Annotated in this window: 16 protein-coding genes; 6 read left to right on the forward strand and 10 right to left on the reverse strand. The window is 60.7% G+C overall.

From position 1 onward, the window contains the following. Both G5S37_RS04910 and G5S37_RS04915 read right to left on the reverse strand, forming a co-directional pair. Positions 1-1,467, reverse strand: coding sequence for a shikimate kinase (locus G5S37_RS04910; protein ID WP_165201425.1), 1,467 nt, complete (start codon positions 1,465-1,467; stop codon positions 1-3). Then, positions 1,464-2,933 carry an N-acetylmuramoyl-L-alanine amidase gene (locus G5S37_RS04915; protein WP_165201427.1) on the reverse strand — a complete coding sequence of 490 codons (1,470 nt, stop codon included), beginning with the start codon at positions 2,931-2,933 and terminating at the stop codon, positions 1,464-1,466. Before G5S37_RS04915 ends, G5S37_RS04910 begins: the two co-directional genes overlap by 4 nt. A 53-nt stretch (positions 2,934-2,986) precedes the next feature. Between G5S37_RS04915 and G5S37_RS04920 the strand changes: the two genes are divergently transcribed. Together G5S37_RS04920 and G5S37_RS04925 are read left to right on the forward strand one after the other, a co-directional pair. Then, entirely contained in the window at positions 2,987-3,811 is an 825-nt protein-coding gene (locus tag G5S37_RS04920) for a TIGR00282 family metallophosphoesterase (RefSeq protein WP_206026312.1), read from the forward strand. Positions 3,812-3,936: 125 nt separating this feature from the next. Then, positions 3,937-4,851, forward strand: coding sequence for a hypothetical protein (locus G5S37_RS04925; RefSeq protein WP_165201429.1), 915 nt, complete (start codon positions 3,937-3,939; stop codon positions 4,849-4,851). A gap of 6 nt (positions 4,852-4,857) precedes the next feature. Here G5S37_RS04925 and G5S37_RS04930 read toward each other — a convergent pair whose 3' ends face one another. The 4 genes from G5S37_RS04930 to G5S37_RS04945 all read right to left on the reverse strand — a co-directional run bounded on the left by G5S37_RS04930 (position 4,858) and on the right by G5S37_RS04945 (position 9,177). Continuing rightward, positions 4,858-6,021 carry a PQQ-binding-like beta-propeller repeat protein gene (locus G5S37_RS04930; protein ID WP_206026313.1) on the reverse strand — a complete coding sequence of 388 codons (1,164 nt, stop codon included), beginning with the start codon at positions 6,019-6,021 and terminating at the stop codon, positions 4,858-4,860. Positions 6,022-6,204: 183 nt separating this feature from the next. After that, positions 6,205-7,440: an alpha/beta fold hydrolase gene (locus G5S37_RS04935; protein WP_165201433.1), complete on the reverse strand. Its 1,236-nt coding sequence runs from the start codon at positions 7,438-7,440 to the stop codon at positions 6,205-6,207. Between the two features lie 45 nt (positions 7,441-7,485). Continuing rightward, the gene (locus G5S37_RS04940; protein WP_165201435.1) at positions 7,486-8,586 is read right to left on the reverse strand and encodes an aminopeptidase; all 1,101 of its coding nucleotides are present in this window, start codon (positions 8,584-8,586) and stop codon (positions 7,486-7,488) included. 15 nt (positions 8,587-8,601) lie between these two features. Continuing rightward, a complete protein-coding gene (locus G5S37_RS04945) occupies positions 8,602-9,177 on the reverse strand; it encodes an NUDIX hydrolase (RefSeq protein ID WP_165201437.1) in 576 nt (191 codons plus the stop codon). A 726-nt stretch (positions 9,178-9,903) separates the two neighbouring features. Between G5S37_RS04945 and G5S37_RS04950 the strand changes: the two genes are divergently transcribed. Further along, positions 9,904-10,833, forward strand: a complete 930-nt coding sequence (locus tag G5S37_RS04950) for a hypothetical protein (RefSeq protein ID WP_165201439.1) — start codon at positions 9,904-9,906, stop codon at positions 10,831-10,833. 131 nt (positions 10,834-10,964) lie between these two features. Here G5S37_RS04950 and G5S37_RS04955 read toward each other — a convergent pair whose 3' ends face one another. After that, positions 10,965-12,626, reverse strand: coding sequence for a DEAD/DEAH box helicase (locus G5S37_RS04955; protein ID WP_240914801.1), 1,662 nt, complete (start codon positions 12,624-12,626; stop codon positions 10,965-10,967). A 136-nt stretch (positions 12,627-12,762) separates the two neighbouring features. Further along, a complete protein-coding gene (locus tag G5S37_RS04960; RefSeq protein ID WP_165201441.1) occupies positions 12,763-13,422 on the reverse strand; it encodes a hypothetical protein in 660 nt (219 codons plus the stop codon). Between the two features lie 313 nt (positions 13,423-13,735). Between G5S37_RS04960 and G5S37_RS04965 the strand changes: the two genes are divergently transcribed. From G5S37_RS04965 to G5S37_RS04975, 3 genes are all read left to right on the forward strand, one after another. Further along, the gene (locus tag G5S37_RS04965) at positions 13,736-15,160 is read left to right on the forward strand and encodes a sulfatase (RefSeq protein ID WP_165201443.1); all 1,425 of its coding nucleotides are present in this window, start codon (positions 13,736-13,738) and stop codon (positions 15,158-15,160) included. A 395-nt stretch (positions 15,161-15,555) separates the two neighbouring features. Further along, on the forward strand, positions 15,556-15,681 hold the full coding sequence (locus tag G5S37_RS32830) for an SEC-C metal-binding domain-containing protein (protein WP_206026314.1): 126 nt from the start codon (positions 15,556-15,558) through the stop codon (positions 15,679-15,681). Positions 15,682-15,961: 280 nt separating this feature from the next. Beyond that, entirely contained in the window at positions 15,962-17,590 is a 1,629-nt protein-coding gene (locus tag G5S37_RS04975; RefSeq protein ID WP_165201445.1) for a sodium:solute symporter, read from the forward strand. A gap of 321 nt (positions 17,591-17,911) precedes the next feature. Here G5S37_RS04975 and G5S37_RS04980 read toward each other — a convergent pair whose 3' ends face one another. Beyond that, a complete protein-coding gene (locus G5S37_RS04980; protein WP_165201447.1) occupies positions 17,912-19,030 on the reverse strand; it encodes a tetratricopeptide repeat protein in 1,119 nt (372 codons plus the stop codon). 48 nt (positions 19,031-19,078) lie between these two features. Continuing rightward, positions 19,079-20,062 (reverse strand): cysteine synthase A, encoded by a 984-nt coding sequence (cysK, locus tag G5S37_RS04985; protein WP_165201449.1) that lies wholly within the window; start codon positions 20,060-20,062, stop codon positions 19,079-19,081. Positions 20,063-20,172: the final 110 nt, after the last annotated feature.

Consider the following 20,172-nt stretch of genomic DNA (forward strand, 5'->3'; position numbering starts at 1 on the left):
TCATGAGTGAGGATGTGTGCGAGGAGCGGGGGATGCCTTGCTGAAGTGCACCCTCGCCGTCTCTGCCACGCCATAAGCTACATCCTGCGGCGAGAAGTCATCGGTATTTATTTTCATGTCGCTGGCCTGCTCGTAGAGCGGGCTGCGTCCCTCATGCAGTTTGCGCAGGGTGCCGGCAGGATCGGGATTCTTCAGCAAGGGGCGGTCATGGCTATGAGCCGTGCGGCGGTGCAGCGTGTTCGGATCCGCATTGAGCCAGACGACAAAGCCAAGCTGCTTCAGCAGGGGAAGATTCTCGGGTCGAGTCACGATGCCGCCGCCCGTGGCGATCACCATCCCATCCCGGCCCACGAGCGAGCGCAGGGCCGCCGTTTCACGCACGCGGAATCCTTCTTCTCCCTCAGCTGCGAAGATCTCGGGAATGGTTTGCCCGGCAGCATCCGTGATGAGATGGTCGGTGTCTGCGAAGCCAAAGCCCAGGCTGTGTGCCACCATGCGGCCCACGGTTGATTTCCCTGAGCCCATGAGGCCGACGAGAATGACATTGCACCCACACGCTGCTTCACCAGCAGGCTGGGGAGATCCGTTCACTGCCAGCTGAGCCATGATGGAGCGCACCAGCTCGGGATCTTCCGCGATGGCTTGCTCGTAGGAAGGAAAGGTGAGCGTGAATCCCGTGCTGCGCAGCTTCGCATTCGACACCTGCTTGTGTGTCCAGGCGCGCTTGCGCTGATTGTTCGGCTCGGTAACGGGCGGCATCAGTTTCTGGAAGCGCCACGAGAGCGCGGTGAAACACTCGCGCTGCGTCACTGGGGTATCATCCGTCACATTGTAGATGCCCGCAGGGGCACTGGTCGCGAGGTGCACCAGCGCACGCGCCGCATCTTCACGGTGGATCTGGTTGAGGTAGCGACCGTTGCCTTCATTTCCCTCAATGGTGGCTGTGCCCTCAAGGTAGCTCTTCAGCACAAAGGATCGTGCTGGTCCGTAGATGCCCGCCAGCCGTGCCACCGTGCCGCCACCGGCGAGCACGAGATCCTCGGTCGCACGCAGGATCTGGCTGGTCTCGCGATCCGGTGTGGCATCGCTTTCCTCCGTGACCACCGAGCCATCCGTCTGCGGATACACACTCGTGCTGCTGGTGAAAAGGATCTTCGCCTCTGGAAAGGAAGTGCCGAGATTGCTGCAGCCCCCCAGATGCACCTGCCGGTACGTCTCCGCGCCTCCACGGCTGGAGGAGGCACAGTGGATGACCCACGCAGGGCTCACCTCCAGCTTTTCAGCGAGGGCCTGCACCTCCGAGGCCTGGCTCACGTCACAGGCATGTACGGGATAGGCTTTCGCTGAGGCAAGCTTCTGTGCGGACTCCTGCGAGTGCGTCACACCCACCACGGCGTGCCCCGCTTCGTGCAGCAGGTCGGCGACGCGCTCACCAATGTAACCACAACCGATGACGAGATAACTCATGGAGTTTCCTTGGTGCGCACGGAACTGTAGTATTCCTCCAGGCCGCGTACTACGCCGCGGGTGTAATCTTCCAGAGGGCTGGAGACGAGCCTTCCGTCCATCAGCGTGCGCCCAACGTACTGCCCGAGCAGCAGGCGCTTGTACGTCTCCTCGTGGTTCATCACATAAGGCTCAAAGTAGAGCACCGGGCACTGGTAGAGGCGGTTCGCCAGCAGGTTGCGCGCATAGACGTAGGGGCTGCCGGAAACGCGACGCGCAGAGCTCTTGTTATAAACATACGCGGGCAGGCCGGTAGATTGCGCCATGGCGTCCGCCACGGTGTCCGCCATGGGGATTTCCACCTCATGCACGCGGCTGAAGAGGCGCTGCAGCATCTCGAAGCGGATGTCCTCATGCCGAAGTTCCGCCGGGCTGTAGCAGCCATTCACCAGCAGGTGCAGGTGATTCTGCGGCACGAAGGCGGGCTTTGCCGGATCGCCCCAGGCCTCGGCATTGAGATGGAGGCAGAGCACCAGATCGGGTTTGAGTTCCTGATTCACCCGGCGTCCGCGCGCGCGAATCTCGCTCACCCGGTAGAAGAGCTTCTCCGCCTGCCACTGCACGGAAATGATGCGGCGCTCGTCGTAGCGGTTGGCATAGGATTCCGGCGGATTGGGGACGCCCGCATCCTGCAGCACCTGGCGTGCGACCGGGCGGAGGTCGTCCGGCTTTTGAGTGGTTACCGGAGCCTCAGCCTCGCGAACGAAGGTCACCATGGCGCCCAGAGCTTCCAGCCGCGGCTTGAGCTGCCTCGCCACCTGCAGGACCAGGCTTCCCTCCCTCACGGCCTCATGGGGATTGCTGGGGTTCATGCTGAGCCAGCGCTCCTCCATCTCGGCGTAGTTTCCGCCGATGTGGCCCGGGTCCAGTGCAATGTGCAAGCCCTTGAGCGGCGGGTCACCCTTCTGCAGTGGGGGGAGCTCCCGTGGGGTGCGCCAGTAGCGCACGGGCTTGTTGCGCAGGGCATCCACATTGAGGAACGGCACGGTCACCGGCGGGGCGCCGGGCGAGGTTTCCACGATGAGCGATTCCCCCTCCACCCGCCAGGGTGGGAGCTGGGTCGAATCATCCGCATACACGGAGGTCATCGCCTGCTGAAACTCCGTCCGCGTCAGGACGCTGGCCAGGGCCTTCAGCGCGTTCCAGTCGGGCTTGTCCGCCAGGGGGCTGAGCTGCGGCTTGTCCGGCGGCACTGCCAGCAGTGGGGGAGTATCCTCCTGAGCCATGGCCGGTGACACGGAACCCGGCGCAGCAGGAGAGGGCGGCGGGGCAGGGACAGGGACTGGGACCGGAGCTGGGCTGGGCGCAGGAGCGGCAGAGGACGGCGCAGGTGCCGGTGTCTCAGGCGTCTGCGCGGGCATGGTTCTCCCCCACAGCGCGATTACCGCCACGCCGATTGCCGGTTTGAATCGTCTCCAGAATGACATGACCCTCAGCCTAAACTTGATTCGCGGGCAATTCATCTGCAAATACCACCGTCATGACCGGAGCCCCAGACGACAACACCATCCGCATTCTTTTCCTCGGTGATGTCATGGGCGATCCCGGACGCCGCGCGGTGGGAGATCTGCTGCCGAAACTCAAGGAGGAATTCTCCGTGGACTTCGCGATTGTGAACGGCGAGAACATCGCCGGTGGCCGTGGTCTCACGCCGAAGCTCGCCATTGGGCTCATGCGCGCCGGCGCTGCCGTGGTGACCACGGGCGACCACGTGTGGGACCAGAAGGAAATCATCCCCTGGTTCGACGAGGAGCCGCGCCTGCTCCGCCCCATCAACTACCCCGAGGGCACGCCCGGCAGTGGCAGCGTGGTGCTGGAGACCAAGAAGGGCAAAGTCGGTGTGATGAATGTGCAGGGCCGCACCTTCATGAAGATGCTGCTGGAGAATCCCTTCACCGTCATGCAGGCCGAGGTGGAGAAGTTGCGGGAGGAGACCAAGGTCATCTTCGTGGACATGCACAGTGAGACCACCAGCGAGAAGGTGTCCATGGGTTGGTTCTTGGATGGCAAAGTCTCCGCCGTGGTCGGCACGCACACCCACGTGCAGACCGCCGACGAGCGCATCCTTCCCGAAGGCACCGCCTTCCTCTGTGATGCCGGCATGTGCGGCCCCCTTAATTCCTGCATCGGCATGGAAGTGGATGCGGCGATCGCGCGCTTCACGACGCTGATGCCCAGCCGCCATCATGTGGCCAGAGGTCCGGTGAAAGTTTGCGGTGTGCTGGTGGATGTAGATGCCGCCACGGGCAAGGCGACTGCGATTGAGCGTGTGCAGCGGATCTGGGAAGAGCCGGGGGGCTCGTGAGCGAAGCCCGGCTTGAGAAAGTGCGTTGGTTATCCCTGATTTGAAATTCAACGGGAACTTCAGAGGAAACGATGCTTGTTGAACTTGAATACACAGGGTGGGATCGAGTCACGAGACCCTTCAAGGTGAAGATCCTCGCTTCGGCACTGGACCATCTTATCGCCGACGCACGCGAGGCATATCGGGTCTATGAACTGATGTCCATCAGAAGGCCCGGTGACGTTTGGAAGTATTTGTGGGTGGAAGTCATCGAAGGGCCAGACAGGGTACAATACAAAGACCTCGTTCCCTTGGTCGACTTTGACAGGCGCTTCATGTGGGCGATGGACGACACCGAGCCTGAAGATGCCTGCTGGCTGGAGGCCCGGGAAGGTGCTGAGTTTTTCAACGAAATGTGGAGGTTGTATGCGCAAGTTCAGGCGGCGCAAGCCGAGGTGCGTGCCAGCGCCGATCCGCTGATTGCCATCCAGATGGAGTCGATCAAGATAGGACGACATCCACTGGACTCTAAGGCTGAGACTACAGTGCTCCGCACGCGTCCCGAGTACGTTACTCCTACATTACCCAAGCGTAGCGATGCGTATTACCAGAAGTTGAAGGAGATGCTCTCGCGGACGGACGTGCGTTCCGTAGTGACACGCGGTAGCGACTACGACTATCAGACACATCGCATGCTCTGTACCGAGCAACGTCGCAGGGCAAAGGAGCTGAACTGCGCGCCTTATGAAGCATTTCCCATCGACATTTGGTTTCACAGCTTCGATCCGTCTGTGGGTTGGGGGGCAAGCTTCGTCCGCCACTTTGAAGGCATGGGCTATGGGGATCTGTGGCTGGAACTGGATGTCGACGATGACGGATTTGTGAAGTTCCTCGTGGAGGAGGAGCAGCACCACCACAAGTTCATCCTTATGGTCAACAAGGGTGAGGACTTGGAGGAATACACTTGCACTGCTGGCGATGGTTGGGTGCTCTTCGAAGATCAGACGGAAGAAAGACAGTTCAGAAAATGGGGTGAGGAGATGATTCGCAGGCAAGGCTAGGCTCTGCTACCTCCGTTTCAGCTCCGCGCACACCATCTCTTTCTCGTTCCTGGCGAACACACACCCATTCGCAAAAGCCGGCGGGGACCAGCAGAGCTTGCGTCCTGAAAACGTGTACACGGGCTCCAGCAGTTTCGTTCGGCTCACCTCCTCATAGCCCTGTGGAGTGAGCTTTGCGCGGATGAGATTTCCTTGGTCGGTGTAGAGCAGCACGCTTCCATTGCCGTTGCTGGTCCCTTGTGGAAAGAAGTGAATCGCGGTGCCGGTGGCCTTCGAGGTGAGTCCATCTTTGGTCCAGAGCTTGGCGCCGGTCTGCGCATCCAGGCATACCAACTCACCCTTGGTGGTGGCGGAATAGACATGCCCTTCAGTGAGCATCGCGGTAGAAGTGTTGCTGAGCACGCGATGCGAAACTGCCTTGGTATCCGGCCAGAGGATAGAGGAGCCGGGCTTGTTTTGATCCAGCTTCAACATCAAACCTCCAATCAACAACAGATCTCCCTGTGTCACCGGCGTGGAGACCGTGTTGTCCGAGCTGGTGAGCAGTCGCTGCCGCCAGAGTGCTTCACCATTATTTGGATCCAGAGCGCTCACCGATTGCTGCGTCCACACGATGAGCTGCCGTTTTCCGGCGGCTTCGAGGATAGTAGGCGAGCTGTTGGCGGAGGCTTCGTCCAGCGCGTGCCAGATTTCCTTTCCGCTGTTCTTGTCCAATGCGATCACACCCGCATCTGGCTTGCCGCCGATCACCAGGATGATTTTTTCTCCATCCATAAGCGGCGAGGCATTCGTGGAGAACCCACCCATGCCATAGTCTTTGGCGAGATCCTTCTGCCAGAGCGTCGCGCCCGTTTTCGCATCCAGACAATACAATCCTCCCATGGCACCCAGCATCCACACCTTGCCGTCCTGGACGATGGGAGTCACGGACGGTCCATTCTCCTGACCCGGAGTGAAGCCCCAGTCGGGATACGGCGCTTCATGCGCATGCGTCCACAACACCTTGCCGCTGGATTCCTCGATGCACTGGAGCCGCTCAGTAGCCTTGGGTTTCTGCAGCACCACATCGGTCACGTACACGTGGCCATCTGCGATCACTGGGCTGGACCACGAGGGGCCCACCGGAACGCGCCAGCGTATCTTCAGTCCTTCGGAGGGAAAGGCCTCCATGATGTCCTGTTCATGCCACGCATTGTCCCGTGTTGGACCGCGCCATTGCGGCCAGTCCTCTGCGAATGCCTGTGCGCATAGAAAACCCACACTGACGCAGAGGATGCCCGGCAGTGCGATGGTTCTGTTCAGAGCAAAGCGCATCACGCGAATACGGAGCAGACTCGCGAGGTGGTGATCACGTCACGGTTTCTTTTTGATCCACACCGGAGAGCTGACCATGGCGCCGCGCTCATCCGTGAGGCTGAAGAAGCCCATGTCCGAGTCCGCAGGTGGCGCAGGGGCTGTCACGACATTGTTTTCCAGCGTGGCAGGAACGGTCTCCCATTCACGGGTGTGATAGGCATCACCGGGCTTCGCATAGGTAAACGTAGCAGTCTTGATGGCAGTGGGACTGTGCATGGACGCCTTCACTTTCTCGCCCTCGATCGTCGGGGCGGCACATGTCGGCAGCGGCTTTTCACCACGCACCCCGAGCAGGCTGTCCACATACAGGCCGATTTCCATGGGCGTCCAGCCTGCACCATGGCCGTGGGGCATCTTCACCTGGATGCGGATGTTCTTGGGAGTCAGCTTCACGGCGTTGAAGCTCTTCATGTAGCTGTCGAGCCGGTAGTGCACATCGTTTGTGCCGTTCACGAAGAAGATGGGCACACGGCACTGCGGCAGCCACGCACTGGGATCGTAGATCTTCATCCATTGTTTCGTGTACTCCGGGCCCAGCTTCTCGAACTCCGGCAACCACGAACTGTTTTCATTCAGGAAGCCGCATCCATACACCGGCACGGCCGCCTTGAACCGGTGGTCCAGCGAGGCCACGATGCAGGTGGTGTAGCCGCCCCACGAAATGCCGGTCACGGCGGTGCGGTCTGCGTCGACCTCGGGAAAGCTGCGCAGCAGCGAGTGCGCGAGGATGCCGTTCGCCACGGCGTGGTAGTTCCAGTCATCCGTGACGTCTGGCGTTTTCACCGTCTCGAACTTGGCCACGTGATCCTGCCCCGGTCCGCCTTGTGGAATGGGCGTGCGTTTGGTGTTATCCGCCTCGTCTGGGCGGACTCCCGCCAAGTCCATGGCGATGGCGGCATACCCCCGCTTCGCCCACAGTTCTGCCCACACCTTGAAAGCCGTGCCGCCGCCTCCGTGAATCAGCACGACGCCGGGATACTTCGTTCCTGGCTTGGGTGCAGTGCCCGCGAGCGTATCGGGTGAGGCGTAGTAGGCAAACACGCGGCTGGGCTTTCCCTGAAAAGGTTCACCCGTGTAGAAGAGCGCCTGCACCGGGCTCTTCTGGTCCGCCCATTCGTGCGGCGGGGCTTTGAAGAGCTGATCGAGATTCCAGGGAGCTGTGGACTTGGCGTCTGCGTGCGCACCCCGGACGAGCAGACAGCCCAGGGCGGCGATGATGAGAAAGAAGCGCATGCCATTGCAAAGGCCGTACACGCGCGATTCTTGCATCACGGTGTGCTATTCCGCGCTGATGGCCCCCAGCTTTTTCCGCCGCGCGTCCTTGGTCAGCGGCCTCATGGCCTCCACGGCGCGGTGAAACTTCTCCCAGTCGCGCCCCTCCTTCTCGTAGAGTTGGTGAAAGGCTGGCACCAGATCGTAGTAGGTGGCGAGCGCGGTGAGGCGGGCGTTGTTGAGTTGACCGCCAAAAAGCCGGTCGTAGGACTCATCACATTCGCCACGGCGCTTCATGGCCGCATACTCATTTCTCGTGTTATTGAAGATCGCCTCCTTCTGCGCGCGCATCTCCACCTCGGTCATCTGGTCCTCGCGCTTGTAGAGTTCTTCCAGGCGGGCGCGGGTGCTTTTGAGCAGGGCGAGGATTCTGCCAAACTCCTGCAGGTCCTTTTCATACTGCGCCAGTCCGGCGGTGTCGCCCTTCGCCCGCAACCACTGGCGCGCACCCTCCTGCCCGCTGGCGGTGGCATAGGCCTCATTGAAATCCGTGTCCCCGCTCACGAAGAATCGCGCGTGGGTCAGTTCATGGAACAAGGTCTCCGCGAGTTGCGCCTCCTTGTCGTTTACAAAAGTATTCAGCACCGGATCGGAAAACCATCCCAGAGTGGAATACACCCGCACACCACCCACCATCACGTCGTAGTGTTCTTCGCGAAGCTCGTCCGCTTCTTCCTTGGCTGCCTTTTCAGAAAAGAAGCCGCGGTATTTCAGCGAGCCCACCATGGGATACCGCCAGGTCTTGGCCTTCAGAGAAAACTCCGGCGCCGCATACACATTCCACACGACGAACTTCCGGCCGAGGTCCGCGTAATTCTTGTACTGCCGATCCGTCGGCAGTTTCAAATGATCATGCGCAAAGGCCCGGAGCTTTTGCACGAGTTCCAACTGCGAGCGCAGCTTCGGGCTGGTCTTCGGATTCTCCAGCACCTTCGGAATGGGTTGCGCGCGGCGGAGCATTTCCACCTGTCCTTGAGCCGCCTGGGAATAGAAGTGCCCCGAGCTGCAGGAGACCGTCATCGCGATCACAGCAACCAGGAGACCGAGGCTCAGGGTGAGGCATACGGCATGCTGCATGCGGAAGCGATGGGGGAGGGGTCTGCGCATGTTGGGACACATTCATTACGCGCCCGGAACCGCGTGTGCACGTCTCGCCCGCAGTTCCTCCCACTTCCGGACGATGCGCTGCATGCTCTCCACCAGCGGGAGTGCCCGCATCTCGTCCGGGGTGAACCAGCGCAGCTCCACACTCTCCGGGCTGATGGTCTCCACCGCACCCTCCGGCGCGATGAGGACGAAGTTCACATCGTAGTGCAGATGCTCCGGCTCATTCCCATGGGCAGGGATGGGATGGACATCGAGATCAAAGGGACGCGAAGAAGCCACAATCAATCCCTCGATGCCGCATTCCTCCAGGGCTTCGCGCTGCGCCACGCGCACGAGGTTTTCGTCTCCATCGCAGTGACCTCCGAAATGCAGCCACCGATCCAGCTTGCGATGATGATTCAGCAGCGCGCGTGATCCATCCGCGCTCACCACAAAAGCGCTCGCGGTGAAGTGACCAGGAAAACAGGAACGGTGAAAACACTGGGGCTCTGCATCGAGCAGCGTCATCATCTGATCGCGAAAGGGCGCCTCGTCGGGTCTTTGGGTGAGATTGAGTTCAGCGAGTTGGGAACGGAGGGCGTGGCGATCCATGATTTGCAAGGTTTACGATTCCTCCCCGCTTTCCACCTGGAAGTCTGACGATTTTGTCACCCGTCGAATCGTGGTGCATAAAGGTTCATGAGCACGGGATCGCCGCATTGATTGCACTAAATCAAGGTTTGGTGATGCTTTGACAAAACTTTTACAAGCTATTCACATAGAATTGACTTAGAGAGGGTGGTGGTGTGGCAGGGTGGCGTGTTGAGTGCGACGACGGCCCAGCCGCGAAATTTTTGCCAAATCGTGTAACAACGGACAACGGTTGCTTCTGTAAGGGGATGAAAGCTGGTGCGACGGCGCTGCAATGCGGAAAAAGATCCAAGCAATTCCGCGCGGAGCCGTGGTGCTGGCTGGCACCTGGATACAGCTATGATCTTCCCTGGTACCACCTGCTACTGGAGCCGCGCCGTCTCTCGATGGATGGCGCAGTGGAAGTCTCGTGGAGCGGTGGCACACGACGTGCCGCTGAGGCTCACTCCCGTGCGCAAGTCGGTGCGTCGTCGCCGTCGCCGCACCCCACCGCGCACCAGGGATCGTTGGCCGCCTCCCCGATCCCGATAACACCATGATTCGAATAAAATTAAGCACGATGTAGACAAATTGGTATGGCCCGTGCGTCAGCGGTGGAGCCAGTCGACGGTTTCACTCCCCGACGAAGCTCCGGGCTGACGTTTGCGCCATGCCGTTGAAAAGCCGAACTCCCAAAGAATCAACACCATGCAAACCCTGAAATCTCTCTTCATCACGGTCCTTGTGCTGGGCGGTGCTTTCCTCGCCTACGATTACTTCCTTGCTCCGCCGGAGGATAAGATGGTCTTCAAACAACCTGCGGCAGCGAAGTCTTCAGAGACCGGAGCTCAGGCAAATGTTGCCTCCACCGCGCCCACCGTTCCACAGACACCGCAGGCCGCACCGCCTCCGCAGCCGCCCGCTCCAGTGAGTGTTGCTCCGGCTCCGATGCCGGCCCCTGCCCCTGTGGCGGTCGCTCCGGCTACTTCCCCGGATGCCTTCACACCACCCGCGTTGCCCACCGTGGAGCAGGCTACTGCAAACTGGACGCGCATCCCTGCCAGTGCCTTTCCCCGGCAGGTGAAGCTGGTGCTCCCCGTCGCCTTCAAGGCCAGCTACGGCAGCACCCAGATGCCGGTGGGTAGCGAGGTAACCGCGCTCTCGCTGGAGAATGGCCTGCTCGTCCTGGCACCCACGCCTACGGCGGCCGCGCGTGCCTCCGTCAGCATCAACTCCACAGACCTCAAAGGAACGCTCACCACGGCTTACAATGCCTGGCGCGAACGCCGCATCGAAGAGGCGCGCATCGCGTGGAAGAATCGCGACCGCTCTCCGGTGGTTACCACCGCATCACAAGTCTCTGCCGACGGCAAACCCGCGGTGAGCGCGGATGGTACCTGCCCGCTGCTTCTCGCCAGCATGCGTGCCGGCATGGTCACGGAAGTCACACCGAACTCCATCACGCGCTGGGGTACTCCAGAGCAGGGAGAACACAATGGTAAGCCCTGCTGGGTCGTGGCCGTGGAGTACGACGCTCAAACGCTCTTCGGCAAATTCAGCACCACAGCCCTGGCAAAAGTGGTGGATGGTCGCGTTGCAGGTTGGTTCTACAAAGGCTCCGGCGAACAGGTGCCGTGAGTGAAGATCGAGCGGACCGCTAATGGACGCTAACCTGCGCTAATAAATTTCAATGAGTCCGCGCTTCGGATTTTTGGCCGAAGCGGTGTATTCTATTAGCGTTTGTTAGCGAAAGTTAGCGGTCAAAAAATCTACCGACGCTTCTTCGCCTTGCGCCCGAACATGATGGCTCGTGCCTTGTCTTCGTTTGCCAGTACGGTCGTGTACTTGTAGGCGAAGTTGTCCAGCTTCTTGCGCTCGATTTCCTGGCCGATGAGGCGCTCGATGGAAGACACATAGCCAATTTCTTCGGCGGAGAAGAGCGTGAAAGCATCGCCTTCCTTCTTCGCGCGTCCGGTACGGCCGATGCGGTGCACGTAGTCTTCGGAGCGCTCCGGGACCATGTAGTTGATCACGTGGGTCACACCGCTGATGTCGAGGCCGCGTGCGGCGACGTCGGTGGCGACGATGACCTCCACCTTGCCTTCACGGAAGTCTTGCAGGGCCTTCTCGCGGTCGCGCTGGGTGATGTCACCATGCATGACAGCGGCCTTGTGTTCGCCATCGCGCTGGATGGAGCCGAAGAGGCGATCTGCATCCATCTTCGTGCGGGTGAAGATCATCACGCTGTGGAAATCGGTGCGACGCAGCAGCTCGAGCAGCAACTCCTCACGCTGATCGCTGGCCACGGGATAGAGGTAGTGGCTCACCGTCTCGGAGGGCGAGAAGCGGATGCCGACTTCCACACTGGCAGGCTCCTTCAGCGCCCAGTCGGCCAGACCCTTGATCTGGGCCGGCATGGTGGCGGAGAAGAACAATGTCTGGCGCGTGCGCGGCGTGCGCTCCACGATGCGGCGGACGTCCGGGAGGAAGCCCATGTCCAGCATGCGGTCCACTTCATCCAGGATGAGCACCTCGACTGTGTCGAGATTCACCGTGCCGTCCTGCATGAAGTCCAAGAGGCGGCCCGGGGTGGCTACCACGATGTCCACGCCCTGTTGCAAACCTTTGCGCTGTTTCTCATAGCCCACACCGCCATGCACGAGCAGCGTGCGCAGGCCGGTGTACTTGCCCAGCTTTTCAAAATTCTCCACCACCTGGGCCGCCAGCTCACGGGTAGGCTCAAGGATCAGGCATCGCAGAGCTCCGGGGGCGCCCATCTTGCTGAGCGCCGGCATGCCAAAGGCGGCCGTTTTGCCGGTGCCGGTCTGGGAGGCGCCGACGAGGTCGCGGCCTTCCAGTACAATAGGAGCGGCCTTCACCTGGATTTCCGTCGGCTGCGCATATCCGAGATCACGAATGCCTGCGAGGATGGCGGGGGAGAAGCCGAGGACCTCAAAGGCCTCGGGATACGGGCCTTCCGGCACAGGCGGTGCCGGGGGTGGGGGAAGGGCCTCAAAGTTCTGGCGCGGGGCGCGCTCTTCACGTTCACCGCGCTCGGGCTTGCCGGAGCGTCCGCCACGACCACCGCCGGATCTTCCGTCGCGTCCTCCACGGGCATCTCTGCCGCCGCGAGGTCCTCTTTCGCCATCACGTCCACCGCGGGGGCCACGGTCGCCTTCGCGAGGAGGCCTCGATCCTTCACGGCGTTCACCTTCAGGGCGCGGGGGACGGGCGGACTTGCGTTCCCCCTGGGCGTGTTCCGTCGCATGTTTCTTTGCGGGATGCTTCGCCGAAGGATGCAGCTTCTCCGGATGCTCTTCGTGACCGTGCTTCTTCTCCTCGGTCTTCTTCTTCTTGGAGCCAAGCAGACTCTTGATGCCTGACTTCAGACGGTGGAGCAGGGACGGTTTGGGCTTTTTCGGAGTGGTCACAGGAGATCAGGGATGCACGAAAGGAGGCGGGCTGGAGGCGGCAAATGGACTGCCATCATCCGACTTGCGCCAGAGTGCACCTAGTCTGTGGCCGGAAAAAGGCCGTTCGTCAACCCCGCTTCCGGCATTGGGGACCTCACCCAGGGATCGTCACGGTCAGCATTTCGCTCATGGGACCGGTGAGACCGCGCTGGCTTTCCCAGCGTCCGATGATGTAAATGAGCTTGCCGAAGTCCTCCTCGTTGAACTGAATCACGTAGGGCGTTCGGGTGTCCGTGGCCACGTGGTTCATGCTTTCCAGAATCACGGGAGGGCTGCCACCGATCTGGGTCCAGAACTGGCAGCCACGCACTCCGGGGGGCTTTGCCTTGGTGCTGGAGCCGAAATCGCGGAAGTGGATGGTGAGTTGCCCCATACGGGAGGTGTCCGCCTCAAGCTGGGGGCGGGTCGTCGGTTTGGTATTGCCGTTGCGTCCTTCGTGACGGGCACCCATGCCCAGGGCGGTGCGCAGGGTGAGGCTTACATTGGGGTTCTCCTGCCACTCGGCGAGCAGGGGGCGCAGGAAGATTTCCTGTTCACGACGGGCGTTCTCCTTCCAGGAAGCCGTGGCTGCCGCTGCGGCTTGGGCCTTGAGATGGTCGGTAAAGGCGTTCTGCCAGGCGAGCCGGGCGTTTTCCAGCGCTGCCTTTCGCGTGGGATCCAAGCTCAGCTCGTGAGCATGGGTGAGCGCCACCGAGGTCAGGTTATCCTGCCACTGATTGTAATGAGCGTCGTTGCTGGGGAACTGCGGGAGCATGTGTCGAAGTGGCTGGAGAGACCCCTTTTTTAGGAAGGCACCCTCAATTCACTAAACTGTCCCATAAATTCGGTAACAATCACGTATCATCAATGAGTATAAGTATAGTTTTACACCTTAAATAAGGAGTCGAAATGGCTCAAATTCTTTCCTTTTTGGTGGGGTAAGGCGTTGCGAACCTGCAAACATCCCCAATTTGCTCGCGATTCTGAGAAGTCGTGCGAAATGCTGGTGTTCCGTTTCTCCATGAAGGGAGGGGGCATCTCGACGAAACATCCGCCCATTTGCGCCGTCTCCATGCGCACACGTTGCCATGAACCGCCGTACCTCCCTGCTGCTGCTGCTACTCGCGCTGGTGTCGTCCTGGACTCTCTCCGCCGCCACGCCTGCCCGGCCGAATGTTCTGCTGCTTATGTCAGACGACCTCGCGGCTACCCTGGGGTGCTATGACCATCCTGTCGCCAAGACCCCGCACCTCGACGCCCTGGCGAAGCGCGGGGTGCAGTTTGATCGAGCCTACTGCCAGTTCCCCCACTGCAATCCCTCCCGTGCCTCCATGATGAGCGGCCTCCGGCCCAATACCACCCGGGTCACGGACAATGGTGACAATCTCTACCAGAACCTGCCTGACGTGATGACCCTGCCGCACCATTTCCGGGAGCAGGGCTACGCAACTGCGCGGTGTGGGAAAATCTTCCACCTCGGCGTACCGACCGGTGCTGAGAGCATGGATGACCCCAAGGCGTGGCACTTCGGCCTGCCCTTTCGCGATGAGCGGCCCTATCCGGCCACGCGTGCGAGCGAAGTGAAGGTGAAGGCAGGCAAGAAACAGGGACTCCCGTGGCAGGAGACCACCGGTCCGGACAACAATATGGTGGATGGCCAGTTCGCCGAGCGAGCCGTCGACTGGATGGAGAAGCGCGACGCTGCGAAACCGTTTTTCCTCGCCGTGGGATTCCATCGTCCGCACTTGCCCCTCGTGGCCCCGGCGAAGTACTTTGACCTCTACCCGCTGAACTCCATCACCCTCCCCGAAGCACCGGAAGATGATGAATCCGATATCCCCCTGCCTGCTCGCAACGGTGCGGTGCCGGGATACGCACTGACTTCCTCCCCGGAGCAGCGTCGTGCTGCCATCCGTGCCTACCTTGCCTGTGTCAGCTACATGGACGCGCAGGCTGGAGTGGTTCTGGAGGCGCTGAAGCGACTCGGACTGGAGGAGAATACCATCGTCGTCTTCTCCGGTGATCACGGCTGGCATCTCGGGGAGCATGGCCTGTGGCACAAGCGCAGTCTCTTTGAAGAGAGTGCGCGTGTGCCTTTCATCATTGCCGCGCCGGGAACGAAGGGAGCTGGGAAGCGCAGTTCCAGTCTCGTGGAACTGCTCGATGTGTATCCTACCCTCTGTGACTTGGCTGGTGTTCGCGCGCCGGATGTCTTGCAAGGCAAGTCCCTCCGTCCCGTGCTGGAGGATCCGGGTGTGTCCATTCATGATTCCGCTTTCACCCAGGCGCGCCGCGGTAAGGAAGCGGAATACTGGGGCCGCACCGTGCGCACGAACCGCTGGCGCTGCACCGAGTGGGATGAAGGGCGGAATGGGATCGAACTCTACGATCACAATGTGGACCCACATGAGTACAAGAATCTCGCCGAAGACCCGCAGCATGCTGCCGTGTTGAAGGAACTGAGGGCTCTGCTCGCGGAGAAGTTGCCGCCGATTGAGGTGGTGAAGAAGTAGGGAAGCTCCGAGGCGCAGCCTCCCTGGACTGCGTGCAGCCTGCTGCCGCTTTGAAGAGTCCGCAGCCTGCTGCGGCGATGGTGACACTCGCTCGTGAGGTTACACCCAGAAAAGTTTGGCGACTTCGTCGCGTGGAGACGCACAGCAGGCTGTGCTGAGGAAAGCGGCAGCAGGCTGCCCCAGTCCAGGGAGGCTGCGCCTCACACTTCCACCTGCATCCCTTGCGTTCCAGCCAACTTGTGGCACTGAGTCTGCCCGCCATCATCCGATGGCGTATCAAAACAAACAAACCAACAAGGAGGCTGCCATGAAGATGCAACACGCACACGAAGACGGCGCCTTTTTTCGAGCGCACTAGCAAGCGCCGAAAAGGCTACCCCAGCGAAACACGCGTCATGAAAGGATGGCGGGTGGTTCACGGAATCAAGGAACTGGTCGAGAAGCTCGGACGCAACGATCTGTGTCCGTGCGGATCCAGCCGGAAATTTCCGCAACTGTTGCCTGCGCTCCGGCCGGCATGACGGTTCCCTGCGCGACCACTACTTTTAGGGAGTGAGTCGAGTCAGAAGCCGGAGTGCGGATTCCGCAGTTCGGAGTCTGAGTTCATCCACGGCGCTGAGATCCCAGTGCCGTGGATGATCCATGCCCACAAACCGACACCATGCGGAGCTGTCCGTCTCCAAAAACAACAGCTCAACCATAGCCAACCACCGCTCAACCATTGCAAACTCCCCAAGTCCCTGACTCCCACCTCCGGACTTCCCTTCTTGCTCCCACGCCAATCTCCGCCATCATCGGCGCATGGCATACGTCGCGGACATTGTTGTTCTCCTGCTCTACTTTGGTCTGGTCTTGGGCATTGGGCTTTCCCAGCGTAGCAAAAGCGGAAGCATGGAGGGATTTGCCCTGGGCGACAGGCAGATCGCATGGTGGGCGGTACTGGCTTCGATTCTCGCTGCTGAGATCAGTGCGGGGACATTCTTTGGAACTCCCGGCGAAGGATTCAGCCATCGGAACTTCACCTATCTCCAGCTCATTATTGGGTACCTTCTGGCCCGCGTCATTGTCAGTGCATTCTTCATCCCCGCGTTTTATCGGCACAATGTGGTGAGCATTTACGAGTTTCTCGGCATCCGATTTGGCCCGAGGACAAGGCGATTGGGATCTGCCGTGTTCCTTGTCACGCGGTTGCTGGCGAGCGGGACCAGACTTTGGGTTCCAACAGTACTGCTGGTCTTGTTGTGGCGTCTGGCGAACCCCACTGAAACCATCACACCCATGCAGGAGTTTTGGCTTACAGGCCTGGCCCTGTTGTTTGTGACTCTTGCCACCGCCGTGTACACGACCGTGGGAGGCATCCGTGCCGTGATCTGGACGGATGTTTTGCAGATTGTGGTGTTGTTCGCTGCATTGGGCTTTTCGTTCTTTTATCTGCTCACCCACATTCCGGGGGGCTGGGCTGGAGCACATGAGAAACTTCAGGGCCACCACGATTGGCAACTCTTCGATTCAGGGGTGAATCCGGATCTTGGTTTTTGGGCCAATGTGAAGTCCATCCTGGAGCAGGAATACACGCTGTGGGCTGCGTTCCTCGGTTCTACGTTTGTGACGCTTGCCACGCATGGGACGGACCAGGACATGGTGCAGCGGATGCTCACTGCCAAGAACAAGCGTCAGAGCGCTGTTGCCACCATTCTATCTGGGTTGGCTGACATACCCATTGCGTGGGTCGTGCTCGCCATCGGTATTCTGCTAAATGTATTCTACGCGGCCAATCCGGATCCACTTCTGCCTGTGGACGCCAAAGGCAATGTCCAGGCGAACAAGGTCTTCCCTCATTTCATTCTGACGGTCATGCCAGCAGGGCTGCGCGGACTGGTGCTCGCAGGGGTGCTCGCCACCACGATGGGCTCCCTGAGCACTGCCATCAACTCTCTGGCAACAAGCTATGTCCGGGACTTTCACTTTCGCTGGTTCGGCGAACCGGCTGATGAACGCGGCAGGGTGCGTGCGTTGCGATTGGGAACCATCCTTTTTTCCGCCTTGTTGGTCGCGGTCGCGCTTGCCACTGCGTGGGTGAGTGTGCAACACCCCGAACTGCGCATCATTCCAATCATTTTGGGTATCTTTGGATACACCTATGGCTCACTGCTTGGCATCTTCATGGTCGGCCTTTTCACGCGCACTCGTGGCAACGATTTCGGCAACGCCATTGCCATGCTCTCTGGCTTTCTGGTGGTTGCCTATTTGAGCGGCCTCGACCAGAGCATCGCGGCGAACTTTGGCGCGAAGGGTTTTTCGCGGCCCTCGTGGATGCCAATCATTGAATTCCCCTGGCGCATCTTGTTCGGCACGGTGGTGACCTTCACGGTGGCAATATTCTTCCGCACTCCCGAGGAGAAGCAGCGTGAGGTGAGTGAGGCGGCGTGAGGCGACACAGATCCTTGGTATGAGAGCCGTGAGGGCACTCAATCCGAAGGGAAGCGCCGGGCATTTCAAAGGAGCGCGGACACTCCTGTCCGCTGCCCCTGACGTGCCACCCTGTTTCGTTTGGCAGGCAAGGCCACCTTCCACCAGCTGCTCCAGAGGCGTCGCCCGGTCACTTCCACGTGATGGGGGAAGCTGCGCAACAGAACGGCGGACAAGAGTGTCCACGCTCCTTTTGCCAAGTCCTTCGCTCCCGCACGCAACAAAAAAGGCAGGCCAAATGGCCTGCCTTTTTCGGATAATCTTCTTCTCGACAGGTCCGCCTTAGGGCTTCGGAGCTTCTGGCGCTGCAGGAGCAGGCTCCGCCGGAGTGGGCGTTGCAGGAGCAGCAGGAGGCGCATCCGCCTTCGGCGCTTCCTGGGCAGGAGCGGGAGCCGGGGCCGGAGAAGCAGGCGCTGGTGTAGGAGCCGGAGCTTCAGCAGGCTTGTCCGCAGCCGGAGCAGGAGCAGGGGCTGGCGTCGGAGCCGGCACGGGCTTGCTTTCCGTGGACGGCGGCACCGGTACAGGCGCGGGTGCCGGTGCAGGCGTTTCCGTCTTCGGGGCTTCAGGAGCTGCTGCGGGAGCAGGAGTCTTCGGCATCAGCGGATCCACGACCGGAGCGGCGGGAGTCAGTGAGGGGGCGGAGAGGGGAGCGGAAGCGGCGGGAGGAGGCGTCAGCAGGCTCGGGGCCACGGGCGGGACGGTGGCGCCGGGAACGGGGGCCGGGGGAGCAGGAGGTGCCGGCGGCGGTTCCACTTCCACGGTCGGCAGGCCGGAGTCCACCATCTTGACGCGTTCGTCGACACGAGCCAGCACAGGGCTGGTGGGGAAGTTTCTGGGAAGCTCGTTGAAGATCTTTTTCGCGTCCTCCAGTTTGCCTTCGGACCACAGCAGGTCGCCCAGTTGAAGCTGCGCGGCGGCGGCCACATCCTGCTTGGGATACTTCTGCACCAGCTCCTCCAGGGTCTTGCGAGCGGAGTCCTTTTCACCCATCACCAGTTGCTTCGTGCCGAGCGCGAGCATGGCCTGAGGGAGGAGCGGATGGCTGCTCTCGGACTTGATGAATTCCTGAAGCGTCTTTACGGAGGACTCCTTCTTGCCCTCCGCCCAGAGGAAGTCTGCCTTCAAAAGCTGTGCATTCCCCGCGGCCTGAGTGGCCGGGTACTTGCTGACCACCAGATCGCAGGCTTCGGCGTTCTTGGCGGAAGTGAAGAGCTCAGAGGCCTCCACCTCCGTCTGATGACGGAAGTGCCGCGCCAGACCCAGAACCACCACCAGCACGACCAGCAGGACAAAGCCGATGGCGAGCTTTTTGAAGTTCTTCTCAAGGAACTCCTCCATGGCATTGGGCTCGTTGGGAGCGTGTGCTTGAGGAGGAACTGCGGGATTCTGGGCGGCCGACATGAAGGGAGGGGGAAGGAGGCGAAAAAAATGAAACTGAGCAATAGATGACTACGCGCCAACCTTCGCTCTGGCTTCATCAGCCAGTGCGGTGGAGAGATAGCGCTCGCCGGTGGAGCAGGCGATGGTCACGATGAGCTTGCCCTTGTTTTCAGGGCGCTTGGCGACTTCGATGGCAGCCACCACGTTTGCGCCGGTGGAGATACCCACGAGAATACCTTCCTCCTTGGCAAGACGGCGGGCCATCGCGAAGGCGTCGTCGTTGGAGACCTTCACGCACTCGGTGATCTGGGCATTGCCCGCTTCATCCTTCAGGTGGAGGTTCTTAGGCACGAAGCCGGCACCGGTGCCCTGGATCTTGTGCGGTCCGGGCTGAAGGGTTTCACCTGCCAGCGTCTGGTTGATCACCGGGGAAGCTTCGGGCTCCACCGCAATCGCCTGGAAGCCAGGGCGGCGGGGCTTGATGACTTCCAAGCAGCCCGTGATGGTGCCGCCGGTACCCACGGCAGCGACGAGGATATCAACCTTGCCGTCCGTGTCCGCCCAGATTTCCTCGGCGGTGGTCTTCTTGTGGATTTCCGGGTTGGCGGGATTTTCGAACTGCTGGGGAATCCAGGCGTTCGGGGTGTTCTTGAGAATTTCTTCCGCCTTGGCAATCGCGCCCTTCATGCCCTGAGGTCCAGGGGTGAGCACGAGTTCCGCGCCGAGCAGGGCCAGCAGCGTGCGGCGCTCAAGGCTCATCGTTTCCGGCATGGTGAGGATGAGCTTGTACCCCTTGGCGGCGGCCACAAAGGCGAGGGCGATGCCGGTGTTGCCGCTGGTGGGCTCCACGATGACGGTATCCTTGTTCAGGATGCCGCGCTTTTCCGCGTCTTCGATCATCGCTGCGCCGATACGGTCTTTCACCGAGCCGAGCGGATTGAAGAACTCACACTTGAGGGCAATCGTGGCGTCGAGTCCGGCGGTGACCTTGTTCAGCTTCACAAGCGGAGTGCGGCCCACGGTTTCAACGATGTTGTTGTAGATATTGCCCATATTTGAGAGTCGGTTTGGATTGGGAAAGTTGCACCTGCCGCCCGGTGCGGCGGAACGGTGCCTATAGGCGGAGGCTCCGCGCTTGCAAGGCAAAAAAGGATGCAGCCGAC

The sequence above is a fragment of the Roseimicrobium sp. ORNL1 genome, from assembly GCF_011044495.1.
Classification (GTDB): Bacteria; Verrucomicrobiota; Verrucomicrobiia; order Verrucomicrobiales; family Verrucomicrobiaceae; genus Roseimicrobium.